Consider the following 23,654-nt stretch of genomic DNA (forward strand, 5'->3'; position numbering starts at 1 on the left):
AAGAGACAGATGGCCCGCTCGTCCATACCCTACATAATCTTTCAACGACGTCGCGAGTCACCCGACGCACAGAAGCCAGGACGACGACAGCCTGTCGCCCTGACCGATCCCTCCTGATTCACCCGCAACTCCCCACCGCCCCACAAGCCGTACAGAAATCGCACCCATCCTTACGGATCATCGTCAGGTTCCCGCACTCGCCACACAGCTTCCCGGCCGTCGGCTGCGCCGCAGTGCTGCCGGCCGGCGTCTGCAGGATGCCCATCTGCTGCAGCGGCAGGCCTTTCTCGTCGAGGATGCCGAGCATCGCGTAGCGGTGGATGATCAGTTGCGCGAGGTAGGCGACGGTCGAGGGGTAGTTGGTCTGGCGGCGGGTACCGGGGATGAAGGCCATGAAGTCGCCGAGCGGTTCGGGGTAGTCGAGCAGCTTCCTGAGCTTCATGCCGATCCACGCCGGGTCGAGGACGCGCATGTCGAGCGACAGCAGCTTGGTCAGGCCGTCGAGGGCGCGCGGGTAGTTGCCGGAGAGCCACACCGAGTAGGGGCGGGTGACGCCGTCGGGCAGGGTGATTTCCTTGAGGCCGAGGACGAAGTCTTCGCCGGTGGCCGGGTTGAAGACATCGACGGTCCAGGACAGCGTGCCGTCGGTGCCGGTCTTCGGTTCCTTGCGGCTGAACATGGCGTCGAGTACCGGCGTCGGGCCGGCGTTGGCGAAGGCGCCGATGCGTTCGACGCGGAACTGGATCAGTTGCGCCATCGCGGCGACCACCGAGGGCATGCGCTTTCTTTCGCCGTGCGGCGGGAAGGGCATCTCGAAGCCTTCGTCGCCGGCGGTCTTGGCCAGCGATTCGAGTTTGAGCGCCAGCCAGCCGTGGTCGTTGGCGCGCATGTCCATCGACAGCGTCTTGGCGACGGCGCCGAGGCCGCGCGGCTGCTCGGGTCCATTGACCCAGGCTTCGAACGGCCAGCAGCGGCCTTCCTGGTCGACCTGGCCGACGAATAGCGCGAACTTGCCGTGCGTGTGCTCGATCATGTAGGTCCAGGCCATGTTGCCCTCCGCGAGGTTGGGCCGGTTCGGCCAGCGCAGGCTGGCGAGCACCGGCGCCGGCAGGTTCTTGATCGTCAGGCGACGGTTGGCGTCACCGGTCTCGAAATCCTGCGGCTGCTTGCGGTCTTCGGCCTGTTTCTGCGAAACGGATTGTGACCCGGTTTGTGATCCGGACGGCGACCCGGACGATGAATCGACCGAGAGCACCGAGCCGAGGACGCTGTTCGGGCGGTAGGTGGCGAGGCCCTTGAGCCCGGATTTCCAGGCGCTCATGTAGAGATCCTGGAATTCTTCATAGGGGTAGTCGGCGGGCACATTCACCGTCTTCGAGATCGAGGTGTCGATGTACGGGGCGACGGCGGCGACCATGTCCTTGTGCGCCTGGGCGGAGATTTCGAGGGCGGTGACGAAGTAGTCGGGCAGCTTCTCGACGTCGCCGCCGCGGTGCTTGTAGAGGCGCCAGGCGTAGTCCTCGACGGCGTATTCCTTGAGCGTGCCGTCGGCCATGCGCTTCTTGCGGTTGTAGGTCCACGAGAACGGCGGTTCGATGCCGTTCGAGGCGTTGTCGGCGAAGGCCAGCGAGATCGTGCCGGTCGGCGCGATCGACAGCAGGTGCGAGTTGCGCAGGCCGTGCCGGCGGATCTCGGACTTGATCTCGGCCGGCAGGCGCGAGGCGAAATTGCCGCCCGAGAGGTACAGCTCGGCGTTGAACAGCGGGAAGGCGCCGCGCTCCTGCGCCAGCTCGACCGACGCGAGGTAGGCGGTGTCGCGCATGAATTCGGAGAGGCGCGCGCCCATCGCGGTCGCCTCTGGGCGGTCGTAACGCAGGCGCAGCATGCACAGGGTGTCGCCGAGGCCGGTGAAGCCCAGCCCGACGCGGCGCTTGTTGGCGGCTTCGGCGCGTTGCCGTTCGAGCGGCCAGGCGGTGACGTCGAGGACATTGTCGAGCATGCGCGTCGAGATGCGGATCACTTCGGCGAAAGTCGCGAAGTCGAACTCGGCGAGGGGGCTGAAGGCGTCCTTGACGAACAGCGTCAGGTTGATCGAGCCCAGGCAGCAGCAGCCGTAGGGCGGCAGCGGCTGTTCGGCGCAGGGGTTGGTGGCCTCGATGACTTCGCAGTAGTAGAGGTTGTTGTCCTTGTTCATGCGGTCGAGGAAGAGGATGCCCGGCTCGGCGTGGTCGTAGGTGGATTTCATCACCTGGTCCCAGAGGTCGCGCGCCTGCACGCGGCGGTAAACCCAGACGCCGTCTTCACGCTGGAAGGCGCCGGCGCGCTTCATGTCGCTGTTGGGTTCGGCGCGGTGCGTGAGTTCGACCTCGGCGTCGGCCTCGACGGCGGCCATGAACGCGTCGGTAACGGCGATCGAGACGTTGAAGTTGGAGAGGTCGCCGTGGTCCTTGGCGTGGATGAAGACTTCGATGTCCGGATGGTCGCAGCGCAGCACGCCCATCTGCGCGCCACGCCGGGCGCCGGCCGATTCGACGGTTTCGCACGAACGGTCGAAGACGCGCATGTACGACACCGGCCCGGAAGCGCGCGACTGCGTGCCCTTGACCAGCGCGCCGATCGGCCGGATCGACGAGAAGTCGTAGCCGACGCCGCCGCCGCGGCGCATGGTTTCGGCGGCCTCGGCGAGGGCGCTGTAGATGCCCGGCTTGCCGTCGACGATCTCGACCACCGAATCGCCGATCGGCTGCACGAAGCAGTTGATCAGCGTCGCCGCGAGCGTCGTGCCGGCCGCCGAGTTGATGCGCCCGGCGGGCACGAAGCCGTTTTCCTGCGCCCAGAGAAAGCGCGCTTCCCAGTGCGCGCGCTGCTTCTCGTCTTCGTTGGCGGCGAGCGCGCGTGCGACACGACGGCGCACGTCATGCACCGAGGTTTCATTGCCCTTGGCGTATTTTTCGACCAGGACCTCGGCGGCGATTTCCTGTTCGGCGAGCGGCTGGATCGCCGGCGCCTCGGCAACCGCCGACAGGGGTAACTGATGTACGAGCTGGTTCATGGCTGTCTCTCTTCTTTACTGTAACATTGGCAGACGCCAAGGCCCGCCTCAGCGACGTGCTCGCTCAGATTGAAACGGGGGAAGATGTGGTGATCACCAGGCGTGGGCGGCTGGTTGCCCGGCTCAGTCAAGTTGAGAAGCCAAAGAAAGTCGTCAAATCACTCGCCGATTTCGGAGCGAGGATGCACCGGTGGCGTAAGCCGAGTGCAGATCTACTGCGGGAAACGCGCGAGGAGAGCCTTTGAATCTGTATTTCAGATTGTGGCCCCTACCTGCTGCCGATCAACCGGACGGCCTGATCTGGCGTAACGATGGGCATGCCTTGGTACTGTCCTCCCAGGGTAAGCAGATGTTTGTCCCCGGAGACGATCAGCTTGGCCTGGCAAGCGAGGGCGCAAGCGAGCACATGATCATCATCGGCATCGTCTTCAACCACGCGGGGCACCTGGGTGGGCGACATCAACGTCACCAGGGCGCTGTAGCGAACAGTCAGTGCTGATGGTGTGGTGCCGAACTGTTCGATGCGCCGCGAGAACTTCGGATAGCGCAATGTCTGCGCCAACTCGTCGATCAATGTCGGGCTACTGTAGAGCGTAACTTTTCCGTCGATGGCCAGATCGAGCAGGCGGTTCGGATGCCCGGTCCACAGAAGAGCAGCGATGACCACATTGGTATCGAGCACCCAGCGCATCAAGCGGCAGTCGGCTTGCGCCGTTCGTGGCGCACGGCCTGCACCTCTTCATTGATCATCTGTGCGATCTCCGGCGTCAGTTCCTCGCGTGGCATGCGTGCCCACATCTCCCGCAAAGCCTCGCCAGCCTGTTTCCTCAACTGCTCGAGGAGCAACCTCTCTATAGCCTCGGGTGTGAGCAAGCCCGCGGCTTGCGCGTCCTGCACCAACTTGTCGGGCAACTGGATTTCAATGCTGGTCATGCGTCACCTCCTGTGATCCGACCCCGACGCCGCGAGGCCGTGCTGCTGTTACTGCAAACGGACAGACCATGGGTTTTTCGTTTCCTCCCAAAAGCCGTGGTCCCCGATTTTCGTTTGCGAAACGCATAAAGAGCCTACCACTTTAGTTTGATCCTGCATTTTGGACAGTGTGTTGCTGAGACGTAGCGAGCACCGCAGCCGCTGCACTCGACTGACGAGGGACGTACGGGAGCGATTTCTACTATAGGTGGAACTGGTGGTGTACGCCGTGGTGGTGTACGCCGCCATGAATGCTCTCGATCTATGGCTAATGTTTCAATAGTGCGGATGGCTTCTTCAACAGATACCCTGAAGAATTCTCGGTCAGGGCGGTATCTCGCCGCCACGAGAGCATCATGTACTGAGGCTTCGAGAGTGGGTGCGTCATCCACAAGGCAGTAGTACTCAACAACAAATGGGCCTGGTATGCTGGTCGATTGGAGCTCGCAGGCTCGCGCTTCGGGAACCTTTACCGAGTACCCTATCTTCACGAGGCCTGCCAGAGCTGCGTTGCTGAAAACGTAGACAAAGCCCTTTGCCATAGGAGCGTTCTCTTGTGCGTAACGTTTGAATTCAGTGGTGCTGCGCGGCTTTATCGCGCGGCGTCCGGGGGAATGATGAGTTGGGCGTTGCCTCACGGTGTAGCTCGGTAGCTCTTGACCAAGAACCAGCACATGCCAAGCGCAAGTGATCGGCCGAGGCGAGTCATTTGTTCTTCGGAGAGGCCCACAGGCCGATGTGACCCAGGGCTAACGAAGCCGTATACGCCCGCGAGGCCCTTTTCCTCCTCTTGGGTAATGAACCTGACCGCCTTCAAGAAAGCGATCACAGAACCCCACTTGGTTTGCTCGTAGGACGGGGAATCAGCCGATTGTCGAGTAGCGGCAATTGCGCGAACCAGGGTTTCGAGAGCAACGCGAATGTCATTAAGGCAGGCGTTGTAATTTGGAGGTGACGACCGAAATGATTCAGATGATGCGTTGATCCTTTCCGCAATCTCATCCGCATCAAACAAGCCGGACGATTTTAGTTCTTGAAGAAGGTCATCATCAAGAGCTGGGGCATCACTGATTGATGGATCAGCTTGCGTAAGGTTTTTACCTTCAACAATATACCCATCGAGTTGTAAACAACGGCACAAGTCGGAAAATCGCTCGTCGTGTCTGTACTTTGGGATTACACGAGCGCGAAGGTCTCCAGCAGTTCGAGCGATTTCTTCGACAAGAGACAGCAACTTCTCATCGCTCGCGGAGCGTACACATCCAGTAAGCTCAGCGAGCAGGCTTTTTTCTTCAAAAGAAAGGCTTATGCCGTGCTTGCTCACTAGTGTCACGACCAAATCCCTCTCGTGTAGTTCAAGAAACTGCGCAAGCGAATAACGGCTTCTAGATCCAATCATAGTATTCGTTCTGCTTTCGGCCAGTCGCGCGCGGTATGAAGAACCGCCAGCACATCGATGACCCCGCTTTGTTGCCGATATGCCGCGATATACGGCAACTGGAAAGTGACAAGTTCTCTGGTTCCGACAATGCGTCCGGGCCAACCGATTCCAGGATTGTCGGATACCAGCATGATGTCTCTACGGATTGCTGCCAGGACCCGTCGCGCTGCGGCAGGATTGTCTTGGGCGATGTAAGGGAAGATTTCTGCAAGGTCGCACTTCGCTTGGGGGGTGTAGCGAACCCTCACGGTTCGACGATGGACGTGTGCTCCGCAAAAAACGCGTCCATCCCACCGTCCGGTACGAACTCCCCACGTTCGGCCTGCGCCAAGCCGTTCCGGATTTTTTCCAGCATCAGCGTTTCGCGCTCCACGTACAGCCCGATGGCTTCGTTGGCCAGTTCGGATTGGTCCGTTGCATGACATTCGCGAGTTTCTCCAGCTTTACCTTCAGGTCAGGTTTAATAGTCAGAGTGGCCGACATCGGGGATCTCCATGGGTTGATGGACAAAGTCTAGCGCGGCATCCAGCCGGGAGCAACCAACAAGATGGGACTGCCAACAGGCAGTCCGTGCCTACCGGGCAAACGAGCGCAAACTCCGCGCTCGCGAACAGGATCAGCCACAATTGAGGCTGGCTGCTCCGTGACGGGGTCGGACGTTACCCACAACTCCCCACCGCCCCACAAGCCGTACAGAAATCGCACCCATCCTTGCGAATCATCGTCAGGTTCCCGCACTCGCCACACAGCTTCCCGGCCGTCGGCTGCGCCGCAGTGCTGCCGGCCGGCGTCTGCAGGATGCCCATCTGCTGCAGCGGCAGGCCTTTCTCGTCGAGGATGCCGAGCATCGCGTAGCGGTGGATGATCAGTTGCGCGAGGTAGGCGACGGTCGAGGGGTAGTTGGTCTGGCGGCGGGTACCGGGGATGAAGGCCATGAAGTCGCCGAGCGGTTCGGGGTAGTCGAGCAGCTTCCTGAGCTTCATGCCGATCCACGCCGGGTCGAGGACGCGCATGTCGAGCGACAGCAGCTTGGTCAGGCCGTCGAGGGCGCGCGGGTAGTTGCCGGAGAGCCACACCGAGTAGGGGCGGGTGACGCCGTCGGGCAGGGTGATTTCCTTGAGGCCGAGGACGAAGTCTTCGCCGGTGGCCGGGTTGAAGACATCGACGGTCCAGGACAGCGTGCCGTCGGTGCCGGTCTTCGGTTCCTTGCGGCTGAACATGGCGTCGAGTACCGGCGTCGGGCCGGCGTTGGCGAAGGCGCCGATGCGTTCGACGCGGAACTGGATCAGTTGCGCCATCGCGGCGACCACCGAGGGCATGCGCTTTCTTTCGCCGTGCGGCGGGAAGGGCATCTCGAAGCCTTCGTCGCCGGCGGTCTTGGCCAGCGATTCGAGTTTGAGCGCCAGCCAGCCGTGGTCGTTGGCGCGCATGTCCATCGACAGCGTCTTGGCGACGGCGCCGAGGCCGCGCGGCTGCTCGGGTCCATTGACCCAGGCTTCGAACGGCCAGCAGCGGCCTTCCTGGTCGACCTGGCCGACGAATAGCGCGAACTTGCCGTGCGTGTGCTCGATCATGTAGGTCCAGGCCATGTTGCCCTCCGCGAGGTTGGGCCGGTTCGGCCAGCGCAGGCTGGCGAGCACCGGCGCCGGCAGGTTCTTGATCGTCAGGCGACGGTTGGCGTCACCGGTCTCGAAATCCTGCGGCTGCTTGCGGTCTTCGGCCTGTTTCTGCGAAACGGATTGTGACCCGGTTTGTGATCCGGACGGCGACCCGGACGATGAATCGACCGAGAGCACCGAGCCGAGGACGCTGTTCGGGCGGTAGGTGGCGAGGCCCTTGAGCCCGGATTTCCAGGCGCTCATGTAGAGATCCTGGAATTCTTCATAGGGGTAGTCGGCGGGCACATTCACCGTCTTCGAGATCGAGGTGTCGATGTACGGGGCGACGGCGGCGACCATGTCCTTGTGCGCCTGGGCGGAGATTTCGAGGGCGGTGACGAAGTAGTCGGGCAGCTTCTCGACGTCGCCGCCGCGGTGCTTGTAGAGGCGCCAGGCGTAGTCCTCGACGGCGTATTCCTTGAGCGTGCCGTCGGCCATGCGCTTCTTGCGGTTGTAGGTCCACGAGAACGGCGGTTCGATGCCGTTCGAGGCGTTGTCGGCGAAGGCCAGCGAGATCGTGCCGGTCGGCGCGATCGACAGCAGGTGCGAGTTGCGCAGGCCGTGCCGGCGGATCTCGGACTTGATCTCGGCCGGCAGGCGCGAGGCGAAATTGCCGCCCGAGAGGTACAGCTCGGCGTTGAACAGCGGGAAGGCGCCGCGCTCCTGCGCCAGCTCGACCGACGCGAGGTAGGCGGTGTCGCGCATGAATTCGGAGAGGCGCGCGCCCATCGCGGTCGCCTCTGGGCGGTCGTAACGCAGGCGCAGCATGCACAGGGTGTCGCCGAGGCCGGTGAAGCCCAGCCCGACGCGGCGCTTGTTGGCGGCTTCGGCGCGTTGCCGTTCGAGCGGCCAGGCGGTGACGTCGAGGACATTGTCGAGCATGCGCGTCGAGATGCGGATCACTTCGGCGAAAGTCGCGAAGTCGAACTCGGCGAGGGGGCTGAAGGCGTCCTTGACGAACAGCGTCAGGTTGATCGAGCCCAGGCAGCAGCAGCCGTAGGGCGGCAGCGGCTGTTCGGCGCAGGGGTTGGTGGCCTCGATGACTTCGCAGTAGTAGAGGTTGTTGTCCTTGTTCATGCGGTCGAGGAAGAGGATGCCCGGCTCGGCGTGGTCGTAGGTGGATTTCATCACCTGGTCCCAGAGGTCGCGCGCCTGCACGCGGCGGTAAACCCAGACGCCGTCTTCACGCTGGAAGGCGCCGGCGCGCTTCATGTCGCTGTTGGGTTCGGCGCGGTGCGTGAGTTCGACCTCGGCGTCGGCCTCGACGGCGGCCATGAACGCGTCGGTAACGGCGATCGAGACGTTGAAGTTGGAGAGGTCGCCGTGGTCCTTGGCGTGGATGAAGACTTCGATGTCCGGATGGTCGCAGCGCAGCACGCCCATCTGCGCGCCACGCCGGGCGCCGGCCGATTCGACGGTTTCGCACGAACGGTCGAAGACGCGCATGTACGACACCGGCCCGGAAGCGCGCGACTGCGTGCCCTTGACCAGCGCGCCGATCGGCCGGATCGACGAGAAGTCGTAGCCGACGCCGCCGCCGCGGCGCATGGTTTCGGCGGCCTCGGCGAGGGCGCTGTAGATGCCCGGCTTGCCGTCGACGATCTCGACCACCGAATCGCCGATCGGCTGCACGAAGCAGTTGATCAGCGTCGCCGCGAGCGTCGTGCCGGCCGCCGAGTTGATGCGCCCGGCGGGCACGAAGCCGTTTTCCTGCGCCCAGAGAAAGCGCGCTTCCCAGTGCGCGCGCTGCTTCTCGTCTTCGTTGGCGGCGAGCGCGCGTGCGACACGACGGCGCACGTCATGCACCGAGGTTTCATTGCCCTTGGCGTATTTTTCGACCAGGACCTCGGCGGCGATTTCCTGTTCGGCGAGCGGCTGGATCGCCGGCGCCTCGGCAACCGCCGACAGGGGTAACTGGTGTACAAGCTGGCTCATGGTCTGTCCCTCGATGGATGAATGATGGTCGAAGCGGGCGGCGCCGGCATCCGCGCTGCCGGGCCGCGGATCGCCGCGGCAGGCATGCGTATCGGGCCGCGGCAGGGCCGCGGCTGGCATGGCGTAACAGACGCAAAGCTACTACAGGTAGTGGTGCAAGGCAACAGGATAACTAGATGTAGTTATCCACAGCGCCGGTCGCGGGGGGCTGGAAAAGCCGTGAAATCACGGTCTTGCGGCGCATTTGAGAAGCGAAATCTTTTTTCCGGTTCGCCTGCGGGTGCGGCGAGGGGCGCGCGTCCGGCAGGCGTGCGCCGTCTTCTGGGGACCCGCCTGCGCCGGGGTACGGCTCGCGATCGCTGCCGCCGCGAGCCGTCTGCCGGATCAGCTCGCCGGCTGCCGTTCGCGCGCGGCGTGCGCGATCAGCGCGGCGATGACGCAGGAGGCGATGCGTGTTTCGGCGGTGTCGGCGCGGCTGGTCAGGACGATCGGCACGCGCGCGCCGAGGACGATGCCGGCACTGAGCGCGTTGCCGAGATACTCGAGCTGCTTGGCGAGCATGTTGCCGGATTCGAGGTCGGGCACGACGAGGATGTCGGCACGTCCGGCGACGGCCGAGCTGATGCCCTTGGTCTTGGCGGCGACCAGCGAGACGGCGTTGTCGAAAGCCAGCGGCCCGTCGAGCATGCCGCCCTTGATCTGGCCGCGGTCGGCCATCTTGCACAAGGCGGCGGCGTCGATGGTCGACTGGATCTTGGGATTGACGGTTTCGACTGCCGAGAGGATCGCGACCTTGGGTTCGGGGTTGCCGATGATGTGCGCCAGATCGATCGCGTTCTGGATGATGTGCACCTTCTCCAGCAGCGTCGGCAGGATGTTGACCGCCGCGTCGGTAATCATCACCGGGCGCGGGTAGGTCGGCACGTCCATCAGGAAGACATGGCTGATGCGACGCTCGGTGCGCAGGCCGGTGCCGCTGGCGATGACCTCGGCCATCAGTTCGTCGGTGTGCAGGCTGCCTTTCATCAGGGCTTCGGCGTCGTTGCTGCGGATCAGGGTCACCGCCATGGCCGCCGCCTCGTGGCTGTGCCGGACGTTCACGATGCGGTGTCGCCCGAGGTCGAAGCCGTTCTCTTCGGCGACCGAGCGAATCTTCTGTTCCGGGCCGATCAGGATCGGGTCGATCAGGTTGGCCTCGGCGGCGAGCAGGGCGCCGCGCAGCGATTCGCGGTCGCAGGGATGCACCACGGCCATGTCGATCGGCGCCAGGCCTTCGGCACGTTTGACCAGGACTTGCAGGCGCGCGTATTTGTCGGAGATGGTGATTTCCGGCATGACGGTCCGCTTGGTTCTGATCTTTTCGCGGGGCGCCAGCACCTCGGCACTGCCCGAGACCACCAGCAACTGGTCCTGGTTGACGCAGGCGCAGTCGAGAATGATGTGCTGGTTGTGGCTGAACTTCTGCTTGACCGTCACCGTCACGGTGATCGTGTCGCCGATCGTGACCGGTCGGGAGAAATGCACCATCGACTCGATCAGGACGGTCCCCGGTCCCGGGAACTGCGTGCCGAGGGTGGTCGACATCAGTGAGGCGGTCCACATGCCGTGCGCGATGAAGTCCTGGAACAGGCCGCTGTGCCTGAACTCGGTACTCGCCAGCGCGGGATTCATGTCGCCGGACATCAGCGCGAAAAGCTTGACGTCCTCCGGGCGCAGCGTGCGCACCAGCGACGAACTGTCGCCGACGTTGATTTCGTCGTAGGTTCGACTTTCGAGATATTCGAGAGGTGTCTCAAAGTGCATGATGGTGCTCCTGTTGACGCTCACCAGAGTGATCGGAACGCGGTCGGAATCGGGACTACCCGCCACCGCCATCGGGTCCGCGTGCTGCCTCGCCTGTCGGCGATCCGTCCGGCCGGCCGCTGCGTGGCGCATGACGGGCCTGACGGTGACACACGGTCAGACATTATTATGCTGCAATGCAGCACGAAATGAAATGGTGATCTGCGGGAGTTTGCTCCGCCGCTGCGCGTCTGTCCGGGAACCGCTCAATCGGCACTTTTGTTGACGTACATCAGTACCCGCCATCGCCGAAGCAGTAGGCTGCAGCAAGGTATCGGGAACGGCTGCGGTTTTCGGGAGACTGGCGTGACGGACGAATGCGTTGGGGCAGAACGGCTGGGCGAGTTGTTGCAGCCGATCATCGACGGTCACGGCGGTGACCCGGGAATGCTGGTGCAGATTCTGCGCGAGGCGCAGGAAGCGCTGGGATATTTGCCGGCGGCGGCGCTGACCGCGATCGCCAGGGCGGTCGGGTTGCCGCGCGCGCGCGTCGAGGGGGTCGCCGGTTTTTACTCGTTTCTCCACCTGCAGCCGGTCGGTCGCTATCGCGTGCTCTTCTCGGACAACATCACCGACCACATGCTGGGCAGCGTCGAGTTGATGGATCGCCTGTGCAACCGGCTGTGGATCGAGCGCGGCAAGGTTTCCGAGGACGGGCTGGTCAGCGTCGACACGACTTCCTGCACGGGCCTGTGTGACCAGGGGCCGGCGCTGCTGGTCAACGGCCGGGCGATGACCCGCATGTCGGCCGAGCGCATCGACCGCATCAGCGAAATGATCCGGGCGGAGCTGCCGCTGGACGACTGGCCGCGCGAGTATTTCCGGATCGAGGACAACATCCGCCGCCGCGATGCCCTGCTCAATACCTGCTGGCCGGCCGGAGAAGCCCTCAGGGCCGCGCTGGCGCGCGGACCCGAGGCGATGCTCGCGGAAATGAGGACCTCGAACCTGCGCGGGCGCGGCGGCGCCGGTTTCACCACCTACATCAAGTGGGAGTCGGCACGGCGCGCGCCCTGCCGCGGCGAGCCGCCCGAGCGCTACATCGTGTGCAACGCCGACGAAGGCGAACCGGGGACCTTCAAGGATCGCGTGCTGCTTTCGAGCTACACCGACCTGCTGTTCGATGGCATGAGTGTCGCCGGTTTCACCATCGGTGCGACCAGGGGGCTGCTCTACCTGCGCGGCGAATACGCCTACCTGTTGCCGGCGCTGCGCGAAAACCTCGCCCGTCGCCGCCGCGACGGTCTGCTGGGAACGGCGCTGTGCGGCCAGGACGGCGTGTGCTTCGACATCGAGATCCATGTCGGTGCCGGTGCCTATGTCTGTGGCGAGGAATCGGCGCTGCTCGAATCGCTCGAGGGCAAGCGCGGCGTGCCGCGGATTCGTCCGCCTTTCCCGGTCACCGTGGGCTATCGCGGTCAACCGACGGTGGTGAACAATGTCGAAACGCTGTGCAAGGCGGCGCTGATCGCGGTCAATGGCGGCGCCTGGTTCGCCGGTCTCGGCACCAAGCAGTCGACCGGCACCAAGCTGCTGTCGATCTCGGGGGACGTCGAGATGCCGGGCATCTACGATTATCCCTTCGGCGTCTCGGTGGCGCAGGTGCTCAACGAATGCGGCGCCGGCAATGCGCAGGCGGTGCAGATCAGCGGCCCTTCCGGCACCTGCCTCGGGATGCACGAGTTCTCTCGCCACGTGGCTTTCGAGGACGTGCCGACCGCCGGCGCGTTCATGGTCTTCGGCGCGCATCGCGACATGTTCGAAGTGGCGCGCAATTTCGCCCACTTCTTCGCGCACGAGAGCTGCGGTTTCTGCACGCCCTGCCGGGTCGGCACTTCCCTGGTCGCCAACTGCATGGACAAGATCGCCGACGGTCATGGTTCGCAGTACGACATCAACGAGATTTTCAAGATCCATCGCCTGTTGCACGTCGCCAGCCACTGCGGGCTCGGCCAGTCGGCGTGCAACCCCTTGTTCGATACGTTGAACAAGTTTCGTCCGGCTTATGAGCGACGCCTGCGCTCGCTCGATTTCGAGCCCGCCTTCGATCTTGACCAGGCCCTGGCGGCAGCGCGCCAGATGACCGGGCGCGACGACCCCGCGGCCCACTTCGGCCTGGCCGCCAGGGTTCCGGGAGTGACCACATGACACAGCAGAGCATTCTGCTCGACGGGCTGCCGGTGCCCTTCGAGGAGGGGCAGACGATCATGGATGCGGCGATGGCTGCCGAGATTTTCATCCCGCACCTCTGCCACCATCCGGAGTTCAAGCCGCAGGGCAGTTGCAAGCTGTGCACGGTGAAGGCCAGTGGACGCTACGTTTCGGCGTGCACGATGCCGGCCAGGGACGGCATGGAGGTGGAGAACAACTCGCCGGATCTCAACGACAAGCGCCGGACGATGCTGCAGATGCTGTTCGTCGAGGGCAATCACTTCTGCCCGTCCTGTGAAAAGAGCGGCAATTGCATGCTGCAGGCGCTGGCCTACGAACTCGAAATGCTGTCGCCGCATTTCAATCAGTTCTACCCCAATCGACCGCTCGATGCCTCGCACCCGCAGGTGTTGCTCGACTTCAATCGCTGCATTCTCTGCGAACTGTGCGTGCGCGCCAGCCGCGACGTCGATGGCAAGCACGTCTTCTCGCTCTCGGGGCGAGGGATCACCAAGCACCTGATCGTCAATGCCGAGTCCGGACGCCTGGCCGATACCGATTTTTCGCTGACCGACAAGGCGGCGCACGTCTGCCCGGTCGGGGTGATCCTCGAAAAACGCAAGGGCTTCGCGGTGCCGATCGGCCAGCGGCGCTACGACGTCGATCCGATCGGCATGCAGGTCGAGCGTCTCGCGCACCGCACGACCACTGAAGAGGAGATCTGAGATGGAGGCTGTGGTTCAGAACCGCAAGCTGCGTCTGGCGACGACTTCACTGGCCGGCTGCTTCGGTTGCCACATGGCGTTTCTCGACATCGACGAACGGCTGCTCGATCTGGTCGAGCGGGTCGACTTCGACCGCTCGCCGCTGACCGACATCAAGGAATGCGGCGCCTGCGACATCGGCCTGATCGAAGGCGGCATCTGCAACGCCGAGAACATCCACGTGCTGCAGGAGTTCCGCCGCCAGTGCAAGGTGCTGATCGCCATCGGCGCCTGTGCGGTGAATGGCGGGCTGCCGGCGCAACGCAACCACCTCAGCCTCGGGCAGTGCCTGCAGGAGGTCTATCTGACCTGGCCGGGTATCGTCAGCGGGCAGATCCCCAACGATCCCGAACTGCCGCTGCCGCTCGACAAGGTGCACCCGATCCATGAGATCGTGCGCATCGATTACTTCATTCCCGGCTGTCCGCCTTCCGGCGACGCCATCTGGAAGTTCCTGACCGACCTGCTCGACGGGCGGACGCCGCGGCTGGGACATCCGCTGCTGCATTTCGACTGAGGGACACCGCCATGGCATCTGAGGCTTTCGCACTCGAAACCGCCGCCGCCGAAGCCGGTACGCTGCGCCGGGTGGCCATCGATCCGGTGTCGCGCGTCGAAGGGCACGGCAAGGTCACGCTGCTGCTCGACGCCAACGACGAGGTGCAGCAGGTTCGCCTGCACATCGTCGAGTTCCGTGGTTTCGAGAAGTTCATCCAGGGCCGCCCGTATTGGGAAGTGCCGGTGATGGTGCAACGGCTGTGCGGCATCTGCCCGGTCTCGCATCACCTTGCGGCGGCCAAGGCGCTCGACCACGTCGTCGGCGCCGAGAAACTGCCGGCGAGTGCCGAGAAGCTGCGCCGCCTGATGCACTACGGCCAGATCCTGCAGTCGCACGCCCTGCATTTCTTCCATCTCTCGTCGCCCGACCTGCTCTTTGGCTTTGCCAGCGATGCTGGCCGCCGCAACATCGTCGGCGTTGCCGCGGCGTATCCGGAAGTGGCAAAACAGGGGGTGCTGTTGCGCAAGTTCGGCCAGGAGGTGATCCGCCTGACCGCCGGCAAGCGCGTGCATGGCACCGGCGCGATTCCGGGCGGCGTCAATCGCGCCCTGAGCCCCGCCGAGCGCGACGGCCTGCTGGCCGATATCGACCAGATTGTCGACTGGAGCCGCGCGGCGGTGCAGATCGTCAAGCGCCTGCATGCCGCCGATCCGCCGCTCTACGACAGTTTCGGCACCTTCCGCTCGAACATCCTTTCGCTGGTCGGTGCCGACGGCGCGCTCGATTTCTACGATGGCCGCCTGCGCGCTCGCGATGCCGACGGCAAGATCCTGGTCGACGGTTTCGCCGTCGAGAATTACCAGCAACTGATCCACGAGGAAGTCAAGCCGTGGAGCTACATGAAGTTTCCCTTCCTGGCGGCGCTCGGCCCGCGCGACGGTTGGTACAAGGTCGGACCGCTGGCGCGCGTGCAGAACTGCGACTCGATCGCCACGCCGCTGGCCGAAGGTGAGCGCCGCGAGTTCATCGACCATGGCCAGGGTCGCCTGATCCACGCGCCGCTGGCCTATCACTGGGCACGCATGATCGAGATGCTGCACGCGGCGGAAACGATCAAGGATCTGCTGCACGACGACGACCTTTCGGGGAGCGAACTGAGCTGCAGCGGTACCCGCCGGCACGAGGGCGTCGGTGTCATCGAAGCGCCGCGCGGCACACTGATCCACCACTACCGCGTCGACGACGACGACCTGGTGACGATGTGCAACCTGATCGTCTCGACCACGCACAACAACCAGCCGATGAACGAGGCCATCCGGCGCGTCGCCCGGCGCTATCTCAACGGTCGCCAGCTCAGCGAAGGCCTGCTCAACCACATCGAAGTCGCGATCCGCGCCTTCGATCCCTGTCTTTCGTGCGCCACGCACGCGCTCGGCAAGATGCCGCTGCAACTTGAGCTGCAGGATGCCGCGGGGCAGGTGATCGCGCGGATGCGCAGCGCCTCCTGACTTGCCGGCGCTGCCGCCCGTGTCGCTCGCGCCGGTGGTCATTTTGGCCTGCGGCAATCCCAGCCGCGGCGACGACGCACTGGGGCCGATGCTCCTCGACCGCCTGCAGGACTGGCTTGCCGGCGAGGGTCTGAGCACCGGCTACGAACTGATCGGCGACTTCCAGTGGCAGGTCGAGCACGCCCTCGACCTCGCCGGGCGGCGCCTGGCACTGTTCCTCGATGCCGGCCAGCGGACGCCGGCGCCGTGGGTTCTGCGGCAGGTGCAGGCGCTTGCCACGCCGACGCCGAGCACGCATGCGCTATCGCCGGAAGCGGTGCTCGCCGTACTGGCGCGCATCGGACAACCGGCGCCACCGACCTTCGTGCTCGGCGTTGCCGGCGAGCGCTTCGAACTCGGGGAAGGCCTGAGCGCCGCCGCGAGCCGCCACGCCGAGGGTGCGTTCGCCCTGCTGCAAGCCTTGTGCCGTACTCCCCGTGTTGATGCCTGGCAGGCTCTGGCCACCGGGGAACCGGGCGGGTTCGTGCGCTGGTCGGCGAGGGATGCGCAATGAGCACCCCGTTCGTTTCGCACCGGGACGCGGGACGCGTCCGGAGCGAGCGGTACTCGCGTCGGAGCGCTTACCCGGGCTTGGCGATGATCCCCGGCAGGTAGCCGGTACCCTTGAAGATCGAGAGATTCTGTCGACGCGGCGCCACTCCCGGAGCGGCCAGACCGATGTGCACCCACGCGCCGTATTCGTGGATGAGCTGATCGTAGGCGATCCCTGACGCGGCGATCTTTTTGGCTGTTTGCAGGACAGTGCCGAATTTCGGGGCCGTAAAGTCCGCGGCCAGACCCAGCAGGTGCGCGCTCTTTGCCGAGCCGCCGACCGCGGTGTTGAGCGCCGGGCTACGGTAGCCGCTACTGATCAACAGGCTCACGCCGCCGAGCAGCGTGCGAACTTCCTCCAGAACCTCGGCGAGGCTTTTCAGGTTGCGCAGCGTCGCTGCTCCCGGCGTGTTGTCGATCCCGCTTCTCGTGGCGGTTTGGCTGGCGACCAGTTCATCCAGCGTAAAGTGTTCGGTCAGGCTCCTGGGCATTTCTCGCTTCTCCTCTGAATGCTGAAAATCGCGCGCGCGGTCCGCGAGGGCCGGGACCGTCAGGCGAGCGCCTTGATGGTTCTCGCCAGATGCTCGATGACTTCCGAATCCCGCCAGTACTGTTCGTGGCTGAAGGGGTTCCATGAGGTGGCAATCGCCTCGAGCAGGCCGCCGCCGGCGTTGACCGGAAGGTCTTCCACCAGTGCTTCGTAAGACGGACTCAGCGGTCGCAGCGGCCAGCCGAGGACATCGTCTTCATCGAAGAGATTGTGCCATTGGAAGTCCCGGTTCGGCCGCTGGATCGCCTGGATGTTCTTGTGCCCGGAAACAAAGATGGGAATGTTGCAGCCCGTCGTATACAGGCGCTGCAAGGTCTGCATCCGCCGGAACTGGTCTTGCGTGGATCCGGCGGCCACCCCGTCGTCCGGCGGCGCACGCCAGATGCCCGCTGATGGCTGCGGCTGCTGCGCGTCCCAGATGTAGCTGGAGATGACCTGGCATCCGAGCGACTGGGCAACGACGATCACCGGCACGGCGCTTCGGCCAGCTTCCTCGAACACGCTGTCCATGGTCTGGAGGATGATCTTCTGGGTCTCGAAATAGGGACTGCCGGTGACGTCCTTTCGGTACTCCAGGCTGGCTGCGTCCGAGAATCCATAGAGCAGAAACCGCCGCAGTTTCATCCAGTCGATCTGGTCGCGCATCCTGCCGAAAATCTCGGCCTGGTTGCCTTGAAGGACATTCTGGTAGTAGATGGGCCGGAAGGCGATCCTGTTCCAGGTCGAGTTGCCTAAAGCCTTCTTGAGCAGGTCATGGAGTTCGACATAGTAAGTGGGAGAGGTGTCGCCCATTCCATGCAGGGTAAGCAGTGCAAGTTTCTTTGGCATACGGATTCCCGAAAAAATCGATTGGCAGAGAACAGCGTGCGCTTGCCAGGTGGCAAGCGGCGGCAGGCCGCCTGGCCAGCAACGATGCAAACCTCGCCACGGCTCGCCGAGGCGTCGGTCGGAAAATTGTAAGCGACGGCCAGCGCAAGCCCACACAAATTTTCCTGATCGTGGCGAGGCAGAACCGGTGCCTCCTCGGCTGCCGACGTTGCCTGGAGGTTTCGCCGGTAGCAGGGTTGATCAGGCCGGTAAACGCGGGGTTGGCGTCGAATATTCCAGCCGTCGTTGCAGCCGTGCCACTTTGTAGTATTCTCCGGACAGATGGTCAGACAACCCTTGCGCATGCGCCCTGGGGAGCTCAAGAGGGAGGCCACGAGATTTTCGCTCGGGGGGACACATGAGCATGGAAGGCAATAGTGCCGATCGGCGTTTCGCGGTTGACCGGCCGACCCTGATCAGGCGTTTGCGCGCGGTGTTGCCGGCGCAGGCCCTGCTGGTTGAAGAAGAAGACCTGCGGCCATATGATTGCGACGGTCTTACCGCTTATCGCCAGTTGCCGTTGCTCGTCGCCCTTCCCGAGAACGAGTCACAGGCACAGGCGATCCTCAAGGTCTGCCATGAACTGAAGGCCCCGGTGGTGGCGCGCGGTGCCGCCACCGGGCTGTCGGGCGGCGCGACCCCGCATGCCGACGGCGTTGTGGTGTCGCTTGCCAGGCTCAAGAAGATCGTCAGTATCGACGCCCTGTCGCGTACCGCGGTGGTACAGCCGGGGGTGCGCAACCTGGCGGTGTCCGAGGCGGCGGCGCCCTACGGGCTGTATTACGCGCCCGACCCTTCGTCGCAGATCGCCTGTACGATCGGTGGCAACGTCGCCGAGAACTCCGGCGGTGTGCACTGCCTCAAGTATGGCCTGACCGTGCACAATGTCCTGCGTGTGCGCGGCCTGACCATGGCGGGTGAGATCGTCGAGTTCGGCAACGCGGCACTCGACGCTGCCGGCTACGATCTGCTGGCGCTGCTCAACGGCTCCGAAGGACTGCTGGCCATGATCACCGAGGTGACGGTCAGGCTGACGCCCAAGCCGCAACTGGCGCAGGTGGTGATCGCCTCTTTCGACGACGTGCGGCGAGCCGGCGATGCCGTCGCCGGGATCATTGCCGCCGGCATCATCCCGGCCGGTCTCGAAATGATGGACAAGAAGGCCATCCACGCCGTCGAGCCCTACGTCAACGCCGGTTACGACATGGACGCCGAAGCGATCCTGCTGTGCGAGTCGGACGGTACGCCGGAAGAAGTCGCCGAGGAGATCGGGCGCATCACGGCGGTACTGGAAAGGAGCGGCGCCTCGGCCTATTGCGTTTCGCGCACCGAAGCCGAGCGTCTCAAGTTCTGGGCCGGACGCAAGGCGGCGTTCCCGGCTGTTGGTCGGCTGACCCCGGACTATCTGTGCATGGACGGCACCATTCCGAGAAAGCGGTTGGCGGAAATGCTCCAGGAGATCACCTTGCTTTCCGGGAAATACGATCTGCGTTGCGCCAACGTCTTCCACGCCGGCGACGGCAATCTGCATCCGCTGATCATGTACGATGCCAATCAGCCCGGACAGCTCGAACGGGCGATGGCTTTCGGTGCCGAAATCCTGGAACTGTCGGTACGCTTCGGAGGCACCATCACCGGCGAGCATGGGGTGGGGATCGAGAAGGTCAATCTGATGGCCGAACAGTTCGGAATGGCCGAGATCGAAACCTTTCATCGCCTCAAGGCGGCCTTCGACGAGCATGGGCTGCTCAATCCCGGCAAGGGCGTGCCGACGCTTGCCCGTTGCCGCGAATATATCCAGGCGCGCGTGGCGCGTGCGCCGACTGCTCCGAGGTTCTGATGGAAACACTGATCGACGACTGGCGCGCACGCATTGCCGCTGCGGCCGGCTCGGGCGGCAAGCTGGCGATTCGTGGCGGCGGCAGCAAGTGTTTCTACGGTGGTCCGGAGACCGGCGAGCGGCTCGATGTCGCCGCCTACAGCGGGATCGTCGCCTACGAGCCGACCGAACTGGTGGTGACCGCGCGTGCCGGAACGGGCCTGCGCGAGCTGGCGGCAACACTCGCCGAGAAGGGGCAGGGCCTGGTCTTCGAGCCGCCGCATTTCGGAGCGGCGGCGACGGTCGGCGGCATGCTCGCCAGCGGTTTGTCGGGACCACGCCGGCAGGCGGTGGGTGCGGTGCGCGATTTCGTGCTCGGCGTCAAACTGCTCAATGGCAGCGGCGAAGTGCTCACCTTCGGCGGGCAGGTGATGAAGAACGTCGCCGGCTACGATGTCCCGCGCTTGCTGGCTGGCAGCCTCGGCACGCTCGGTGTCGTGCTCGAAGTCTCGATCAAGGTGCTGCCGCTGCCGGTGGCCGAGAAAACCTTGCGTTTCGCGCTCGACGAAGCTGCGGCGCTGCAGAAACTCAACCAGTGGGGTGGCCGGCCGTTGCCGATTTCGGCGTCGGCGTGGCACGACGGCCTGCTGACGCTGCGCCTGTCCGGGGCTGCCGCCGCGGTCGCTGCCGCAGAGCGCGAGCTCGCCGGCGAGGTGCTGGCCGATGCCGACGCCTTCTGGGATTCGCTGCGCGAGCAGAAGCAGGCGTTCTTCCTCGGCGATGCGCCGCTGTGGCGGCTTTCGCTGCCGTCGGTGACACCGCCGCAGGCGCTCGGAGAGACGCTGATCGAATGGGGTGGCGCGCAGCGCTGGCTGCGCGGTGGCGACGCCAGGCGGATACGCGCGGCCGCGGCAAAGGCCGGCGGGCATGCGACCCTGTTTCGTGGTGACGATGCCCTGAAGACGGAGGTCGGCGTCTTCCAGCCGTTGACCGCGCCGCTGGCGCGCATCCATCGCCATCTGAAGCAGGCCTTCGATCCGCAGGGGGTATTCAACCCCGGCCGGATGTATCCCGGTCTATGAAAGTTCGCCGATCATGCAAACCAATCTAGCCGATTTCATCAAGGACACACCAGCCGGGCGCGAGGCCGACGCAATTCTGCGCAGTTGCGTGCATTGCGGCTTCTGCACCGCAACTTGTCCGACCTATCAGTTGCTCGGCGATGAACTCGACGGGCCGCGCGGCCGCATCTACCTGATAAAACAGATGCTCGAAGGGCATGCGGTCACCACCCGGACACAACTGCATCTCGATCGCTGCCTGAGTTGCCGCGCCTGCGAAACGAGCTGTCCTTCAGGCGTCAGGTATCATCGCCTGCTGGAGATCGGACGCGCAGTCATCGAGCAACGTGTACCGCGATCACTCGCCGCCCGGGCGACGCGTTACCTGCTTTGTGAAGCGCTGCCGCGCAACTGGATTTTCAAGCCGGCCGTGCGTGTCGGACAACTGTTGCGGCCGCTGTTGCCGGCCGCCCTGGCCGACAAGGTGCCGAGCGCTGCCGGTGGGGTGCGCAGACCGTGGCCGCGGCCGGCCGCGCGTCCACGCAGGATGATCGCCCTGGCCGGTTGCGTGCAGCCGACCCTGACCCCGAATACCAATGCGGCGACGGCCCGTGTTCTTGACCGGCTCGGTATCGAACTGTTCGAAGTGCCGGGCGCCGGCTGTTGTGGCGCGCTGCGCTACCACCTCAATGCCCAGGAAAAGGCACTCGACGACATGCGGCGGGTGATCGACGCCTGGTGGCCGCATGTCGAGAGCGGCTCCGTCGAGGGCTTCGTGATGACCGCGTCGGGCTGCGGTGCGCACGTGCGCGAATATGGTGAACTGCTCAGGCACGATCCGGCGTACGCCGACAAGGCGGCGCGAATTGCTGCCATGACGCGCGATGCCTCCGAGGTCCTTGCTGCCGAGCAGCAACAACTCGTCGAGTTGCTGCGTCGGCAGGGTGATGGCAGCGGCCAGCGGGTGGCGTTTCACTCGCCCTGCACCCTGCAGCACGCGCAGAAGATTCGCGGTGTCGTCGAAGCGTTGCTGACTGCCGCCGGTTACCAGCTCTCGCCGGTTGCCGATTCGCACCTGTGCTGCGGCTCGGCGGGGACTTACTCGATCAGCCAGCCGGTGCTCGCCACGCAGTTGCGTGACAACAAGCTGGCAGCGATGCGCGCGGGTTCGCCGGCACTGCTGGTGACGGCCAATATCGGGTGCCAGACGCACCTGCAGAGCGGCAGCAGGGTACCGGTGCGGCACTGGATCGAACTGATCGACGAGCGCCTGGGCGCGGCCTCCTGAGCAACCGATGCGGAGACAGGATGGAACTCGACAGTCAGGCGGGTAGTTACCAGGAGCTTTGCCGGAGCTTTCGCTGGCAGATCCCGGAGCAGCTCAATCTCGCAGTGGACATCTGCGGCCGCTGGGCCGAGCAACGTCACCGCTTCGCGCTGTACTACGAGGACGAGAGCGGATTCACCTCGGCGCACACCTTCTGGGACATTCAGCGACAGGCGAACCGGCTCTCGAACGTGCTCGCGGCATTGGGTACGCTGCCTGGCGACCGGGTGGCGATCGTCTTGCCGCAATGCCCGGAAGCGGCCATCGCGCAGATCGCGATTTGCCAGATGGGCGCGCTGGCCGTCCCTCTGTCACCGTTCCTGGGGCCGGATCCGCTGGAATACCGCCTGGGCGATGCCGCCGCCCACCTGGCCATCGTCGATGCGACGACGCAGCCCGGAGTACTCGGGCTGCGCCACAGGTTGCCCCTGTTGCGGCACGTGCTCGGCGTTGGCAGCGCCGCCGCTCCGGGCGTCCGCCCCTGGGATGAAGTGCTTGAGCACGCTTCGGCGCGCTACACGCCGACAGTCACCGCGGCCGGCGATCCGGCGATGATCCTCTACCGCGGCGGTGGCACCCGGGGTGCCTTGATGGCGCACCGCATGCTGTTCGGCAAGCTCAGTGCGTTCGTCTGCGCGCATGACTTCTTTCCGCAACCGCGGGACATGCTCTGGTCGCCTGGCGAATCCGCGTGGGCCGGCGGCTTTTGGGATGCCCTGCTGCCGACCTGGCATTTCGGCATGCCGCTGCTCGCGTACAACGGGCGCCTGGACGCCGCAAAGGTCTTTGCCCTGATCGAAAAGTACGGTATTCGCAACGCCGTTCTCTGGCCGACGCTCCTGCAGCGGATGATGCAGCAGGTGGCGGAACCCGGCGCGGTCTACGATCTCGACCTGCGTACGCTGGCGAGTGTCGGCGAGCCGGTCGATCCAGCGCTGTGGCACTGGGCGAGAGACAAAATGGGTGTGGCCATCAACGGTGTCTTCGGGCCTGCCGGCCTCCCCGATCTGGTCGGCAACTGGGCTTCGCGATGGCCTGCCAGTCCGGGCGCGGTGGGCAGAGCCTATCCGGGGCACCGGGTGGCGGTGATCGATGCTCAGGGAAACGCGTTGCCGCCGGGCGAGGTGGGCGAGTTCGCCGTGTTTCGACAGTACCATGCTGAGGATGATCCCCTGCCGATGCTCGGCTATTGGCGGGATCCCGAGGCCACGGCAGAGGCTGTCGTCGGCGATGGCTGGGTGCGTACCGGCGAATCGGCGACGCTAGATGGAGAGGGTAATCTATTCTGCCAGCAGCCGACCGACGATACCTTCGCGAGTGCCGGCACTCGCGTCGACCCGTCGGAGATCGAGACCTGTCTGCGCAGGCACGCCGACGTTGCCAACTGTGCCGTGATCGGCAGTGCGGACGAGCTGGGCGTCACGCGGCCCAGAGCTTTCGTCGTCCTGCGGCCGGGCGTGCTCGGGACGCAGGAACTGGTTCGCGAGTTGCAGCGACATGTCGGCCGGTATTTGGCGCCCTACGAAACGCCGAAAGCGATAGAATTCACCGCGGCGCTGCCGCTCGGCGCTGGCGGGGAGGTCTTGCGGCGCGCCTTGAGCACACGCGAAGCATGAC

The 23,654-nt window shown here is 64.6% G+C and carries 20 protein-coding genes; 10 read left to right on the forward strand and 10 right to left on the reverse strand.

The window, feature by feature from the left end; genetic code table 11:
* Positions 1-118 precede the first annotated feature (118 nt).
* Positions 119-3,052, reverse strand: coding sequence for an adenosylcobalamin-dependent ribonucleoside-diphosphate reductase (locus tag AC15MQ_RS12250; RefSeq protein ID WP_483080273.1), 2,934 nt, complete (start codon positions 3,050-3,052; stop codon positions 119-121).
* A gap of 56 nt (positions 3,053-3,108) precedes the next feature.
* On the opposite strand from AC15MQ_RS12250, the gene AC15MQ_RS12255 reads away from it, so the two are divergent.
* Positions 3,109-3,297 (forward strand): type II toxin-antitoxin system Phd/YefM family antitoxin, encoded by a 189-nt coding sequence (locus AC15MQ_RS12255; RefSeq protein WP_483080646.1) that lies wholly within the window; start codon positions 3,109-3,111, stop codon positions 3,295-3,297.
* A 23-nt stretch (positions 3,298-3,320) separates the two neighbouring features.
* Here the strand turns inward: AC15MQ_RS12255 and AC15MQ_RS12260 are convergent, their stop codons facing one another.
* The 7 genes from AC15MQ_RS12260 to AC15MQ_RS12290 all read right to left on the reverse strand — a co-directional run bounded on the left by AC15MQ_RS12260 (position 3,321) and on the right by AC15MQ_RS12290 (position 10,861).
* Positions 3,321-3,743 carry a putative toxin-antitoxin system toxin component, PIN family gene (locus tag AC15MQ_RS12260; RefSeq protein WP_287652571.1) on the reverse strand — a complete coding sequence of 141 codons (423 nt, stop codon included), beginning with the start codon at positions 3,741-3,743 and terminating at the stop codon, positions 3,321-3,323.
* A complete protein-coding gene (locus tag AC15MQ_RS12265; protein WP_287652572.1) occupies positions 3,743-3,985 on the reverse strand; it encodes a hypothetical protein in 243 nt (80 codons plus the stop codon). Before AC15MQ_RS12265 ends, AC15MQ_RS12260 begins: the two co-directional genes overlap by 1 nt.
* 134 nt (positions 3,986-4,119) lie before the next feature.
* The gene (locus AC15MQ_RS12270) at positions 4,120-4,566 is read right to left on the reverse strand and encodes a GIY-YIG nuclease family protein (protein ID WP_353739645.1); all 447 of its coding nucleotides are present in this window, start codon (positions 4,564-4,566) and stop codon (positions 4,120-4,122) included.
* Positions 4,567-4,658: 92 nt separating this feature from the next.
* Positions 4,659-5,423, reverse strand: a complete 765-nt coding sequence (locus AC15MQ_RS12275; RefSeq protein WP_483080274.1) for a hypothetical protein — start codon at positions 5,421-5,423, stop codon at positions 4,659-4,661.
* Positions 5,420-5,713: a type II toxin-antitoxin system RelE/ParE family toxin gene (locus tag AC15MQ_RS12280; RefSeq protein ID WP_287652575.1), complete on the reverse strand. Its 294-nt coding sequence runs from the start codon at positions 5,711-5,713 to the stop codon at positions 5,420-5,422. Before AC15MQ_RS12280 ends, AC15MQ_RS12275 begins: the two co-directional genes overlap by 4 nt.
* A 411-nt stretch (positions 5,714-6,124) precedes the next feature.
* Positions 6,125-9,058 carry an adenosylcobalamin-dependent ribonucleoside-diphosphate reductase gene (locus AC15MQ_RS12285; protein WP_483080275.1) on the reverse strand — a complete coding sequence of 978 codons (2,934 nt, stop codon included), beginning with the start codon at positions 9,056-9,058 and terminating at the stop codon, positions 6,125-6,127.
* 384 nt (positions 9,059-9,442) lie between these two features.
* Positions 9,443-10,861, reverse strand: coding sequence for a bifunctional enoyl-CoA hydratase/phosphate acetyltransferase (locus AC15MQ_RS12290; protein ID WP_287652579.1), 1,419 nt, complete (start codon positions 10,859-10,861; stop codon positions 9,443-9,445).
* A 345-nt stretch (positions 10,862-11,206) separates the two neighbouring features.
* Here AC15MQ_RS12290 and AC15MQ_RS12295 point away from each other — a divergent pair, with 345 nt between their 5' ends.
* From AC15MQ_RS12295 to AC15MQ_RS12315, 5 genes are read left to right on the forward strand one after another with little or no spacing between them, the layout of a single operon-like run.
* On the forward strand, positions 11,207-13,048 hold the full coding sequence (locus AC15MQ_RS12295) for an NAD(P)H-dependent oxidoreductase subunit E (RefSeq protein ID WP_483080276.1): 1,842 nt from the start codon (positions 11,207-11,209) through the stop codon (positions 13,046-13,048).
* Positions 13,045-13,776, forward strand: a complete 732-nt coding sequence (locus AC15MQ_RS12300) for a 2Fe-2S iron-sulfur cluster-binding protein (protein WP_287668614.1) — start codon at positions 13,045-13,047, stop codon at positions 13,774-13,776. Before AC15MQ_RS12295 ends, AC15MQ_RS12300 begins: the two co-directional genes overlap by 4 nt.
* Before the next feature lies 1 nt (position 13,777).
* Entirely contained in the window at positions 13,778-14,332 is a 555-nt protein-coding gene (locus tag AC15MQ_RS12305; protein ID WP_287663952.1) for an NADH-quinone oxidoreductase subunit B family protein, read from the forward strand.
* An 11-nt stretch (positions 14,333-14,343) separates the two neighbouring features.
* Entirely contained in the window at positions 14,344-15,822 is a 1,479-nt protein-coding gene (locus AC15MQ_RS12310) for a Ni/Fe hydrogenase subunit alpha (protein WP_332336929.1), read from the forward strand.
* A gap of 19 nt (positions 15,823-15,841) precedes the next feature.
* Positions 15,842-16,375, forward strand: a complete 534-nt coding sequence (locus AC15MQ_RS12315; protein ID WP_287663954.1) for a hydrogenase maturation protease — start codon at positions 15,842-15,844, stop codon at positions 16,373-16,375.
* Positions 16,376-16,442: 67 nt separating this feature from the next.
* On the opposite strand, the gene AC15MQ_RS12320 is transcribed toward AC15MQ_RS12315, so the two are convergent.
* Positions 16,443-16,904: a D-Ala-D-Ala carboxypeptidase family metallohydrolase gene (locus tag AC15MQ_RS12320; protein ID WP_287652585.1), complete on the reverse strand. Its 462-nt coding sequence runs from the start codon at positions 16,902-16,904 to the stop codon at positions 16,443-16,445.
* Positions 16,905-16,963: 59 nt separating this feature from the next.
* The gene (locus AC15MQ_RS12325) at positions 16,964-17,791 is read right to left on the reverse strand and encodes a hypothetical protein (RefSeq protein ID WP_483080277.1); all 828 of its coding nucleotides are present in this window, start codon (positions 17,789-17,791) and stop codon (positions 16,964-16,966) included.
* A 403-nt stretch (positions 17,792-18,194) separates the two neighbouring features.
* On the opposite strand from AC15MQ_RS12325, the gene AC15MQ_RS12330 reads away from it, so the two are divergent.
* The 4 genes from AC15MQ_RS12330 to AC15MQ_RS12345 are packed head-to-tail and all read left to right on the forward strand — an operon-like array spanning position 18,195 to position 23,653.
* Complete coding sequence (locus AC15MQ_RS12330; RefSeq protein WP_483080278.1) at positions 18,195-19,670, forward strand: FAD-linked oxidase C-terminal domain-containing protein; 1,476 nt, start codon at positions 18,195-18,197, stop codon at positions 19,668-19,670.
* Positions 19,670-20,731, forward strand: a complete 1,062-nt coding sequence (gene glcE, locus AC15MQ_RS12335; RefSeq protein ID WP_287652588.1) for a glycolate oxidase subunit GlcE — start codon at positions 19,670-19,672, stop codon at positions 20,729-20,731. Before AC15MQ_RS12330 ends, glcE begins: the two co-directional genes overlap by 1 nt.
* Positions 20,732-20,744: 13 nt before the next feature.
* Positions 20,745-21,998, forward strand: a complete 1,254-nt coding sequence (gene glcF, locus AC15MQ_RS12340; protein WP_287663961.1) for a glycolate oxidase subunit GlcF — start codon at positions 20,745-20,747, stop codon at positions 21,996-21,998.
* Positions 21,999-22,018: 20 nt separating this feature from the next.
* The gene (locus AC15MQ_RS12345) at positions 22,019-23,653 is read left to right on the forward strand and encodes an acetate--CoA ligase (protein ID WP_483080279.1); all 1,635 of its coding nucleotides are present in this window, start codon (positions 22,019-22,021) and stop codon (positions 23,651-23,653) included.
* Position 23,654 lies beyond the last annotated feature (1 nt).

The sequence above is a fragment of the Candidatus Accumulibacter propinquus genome (assembly GCF_056856495.1).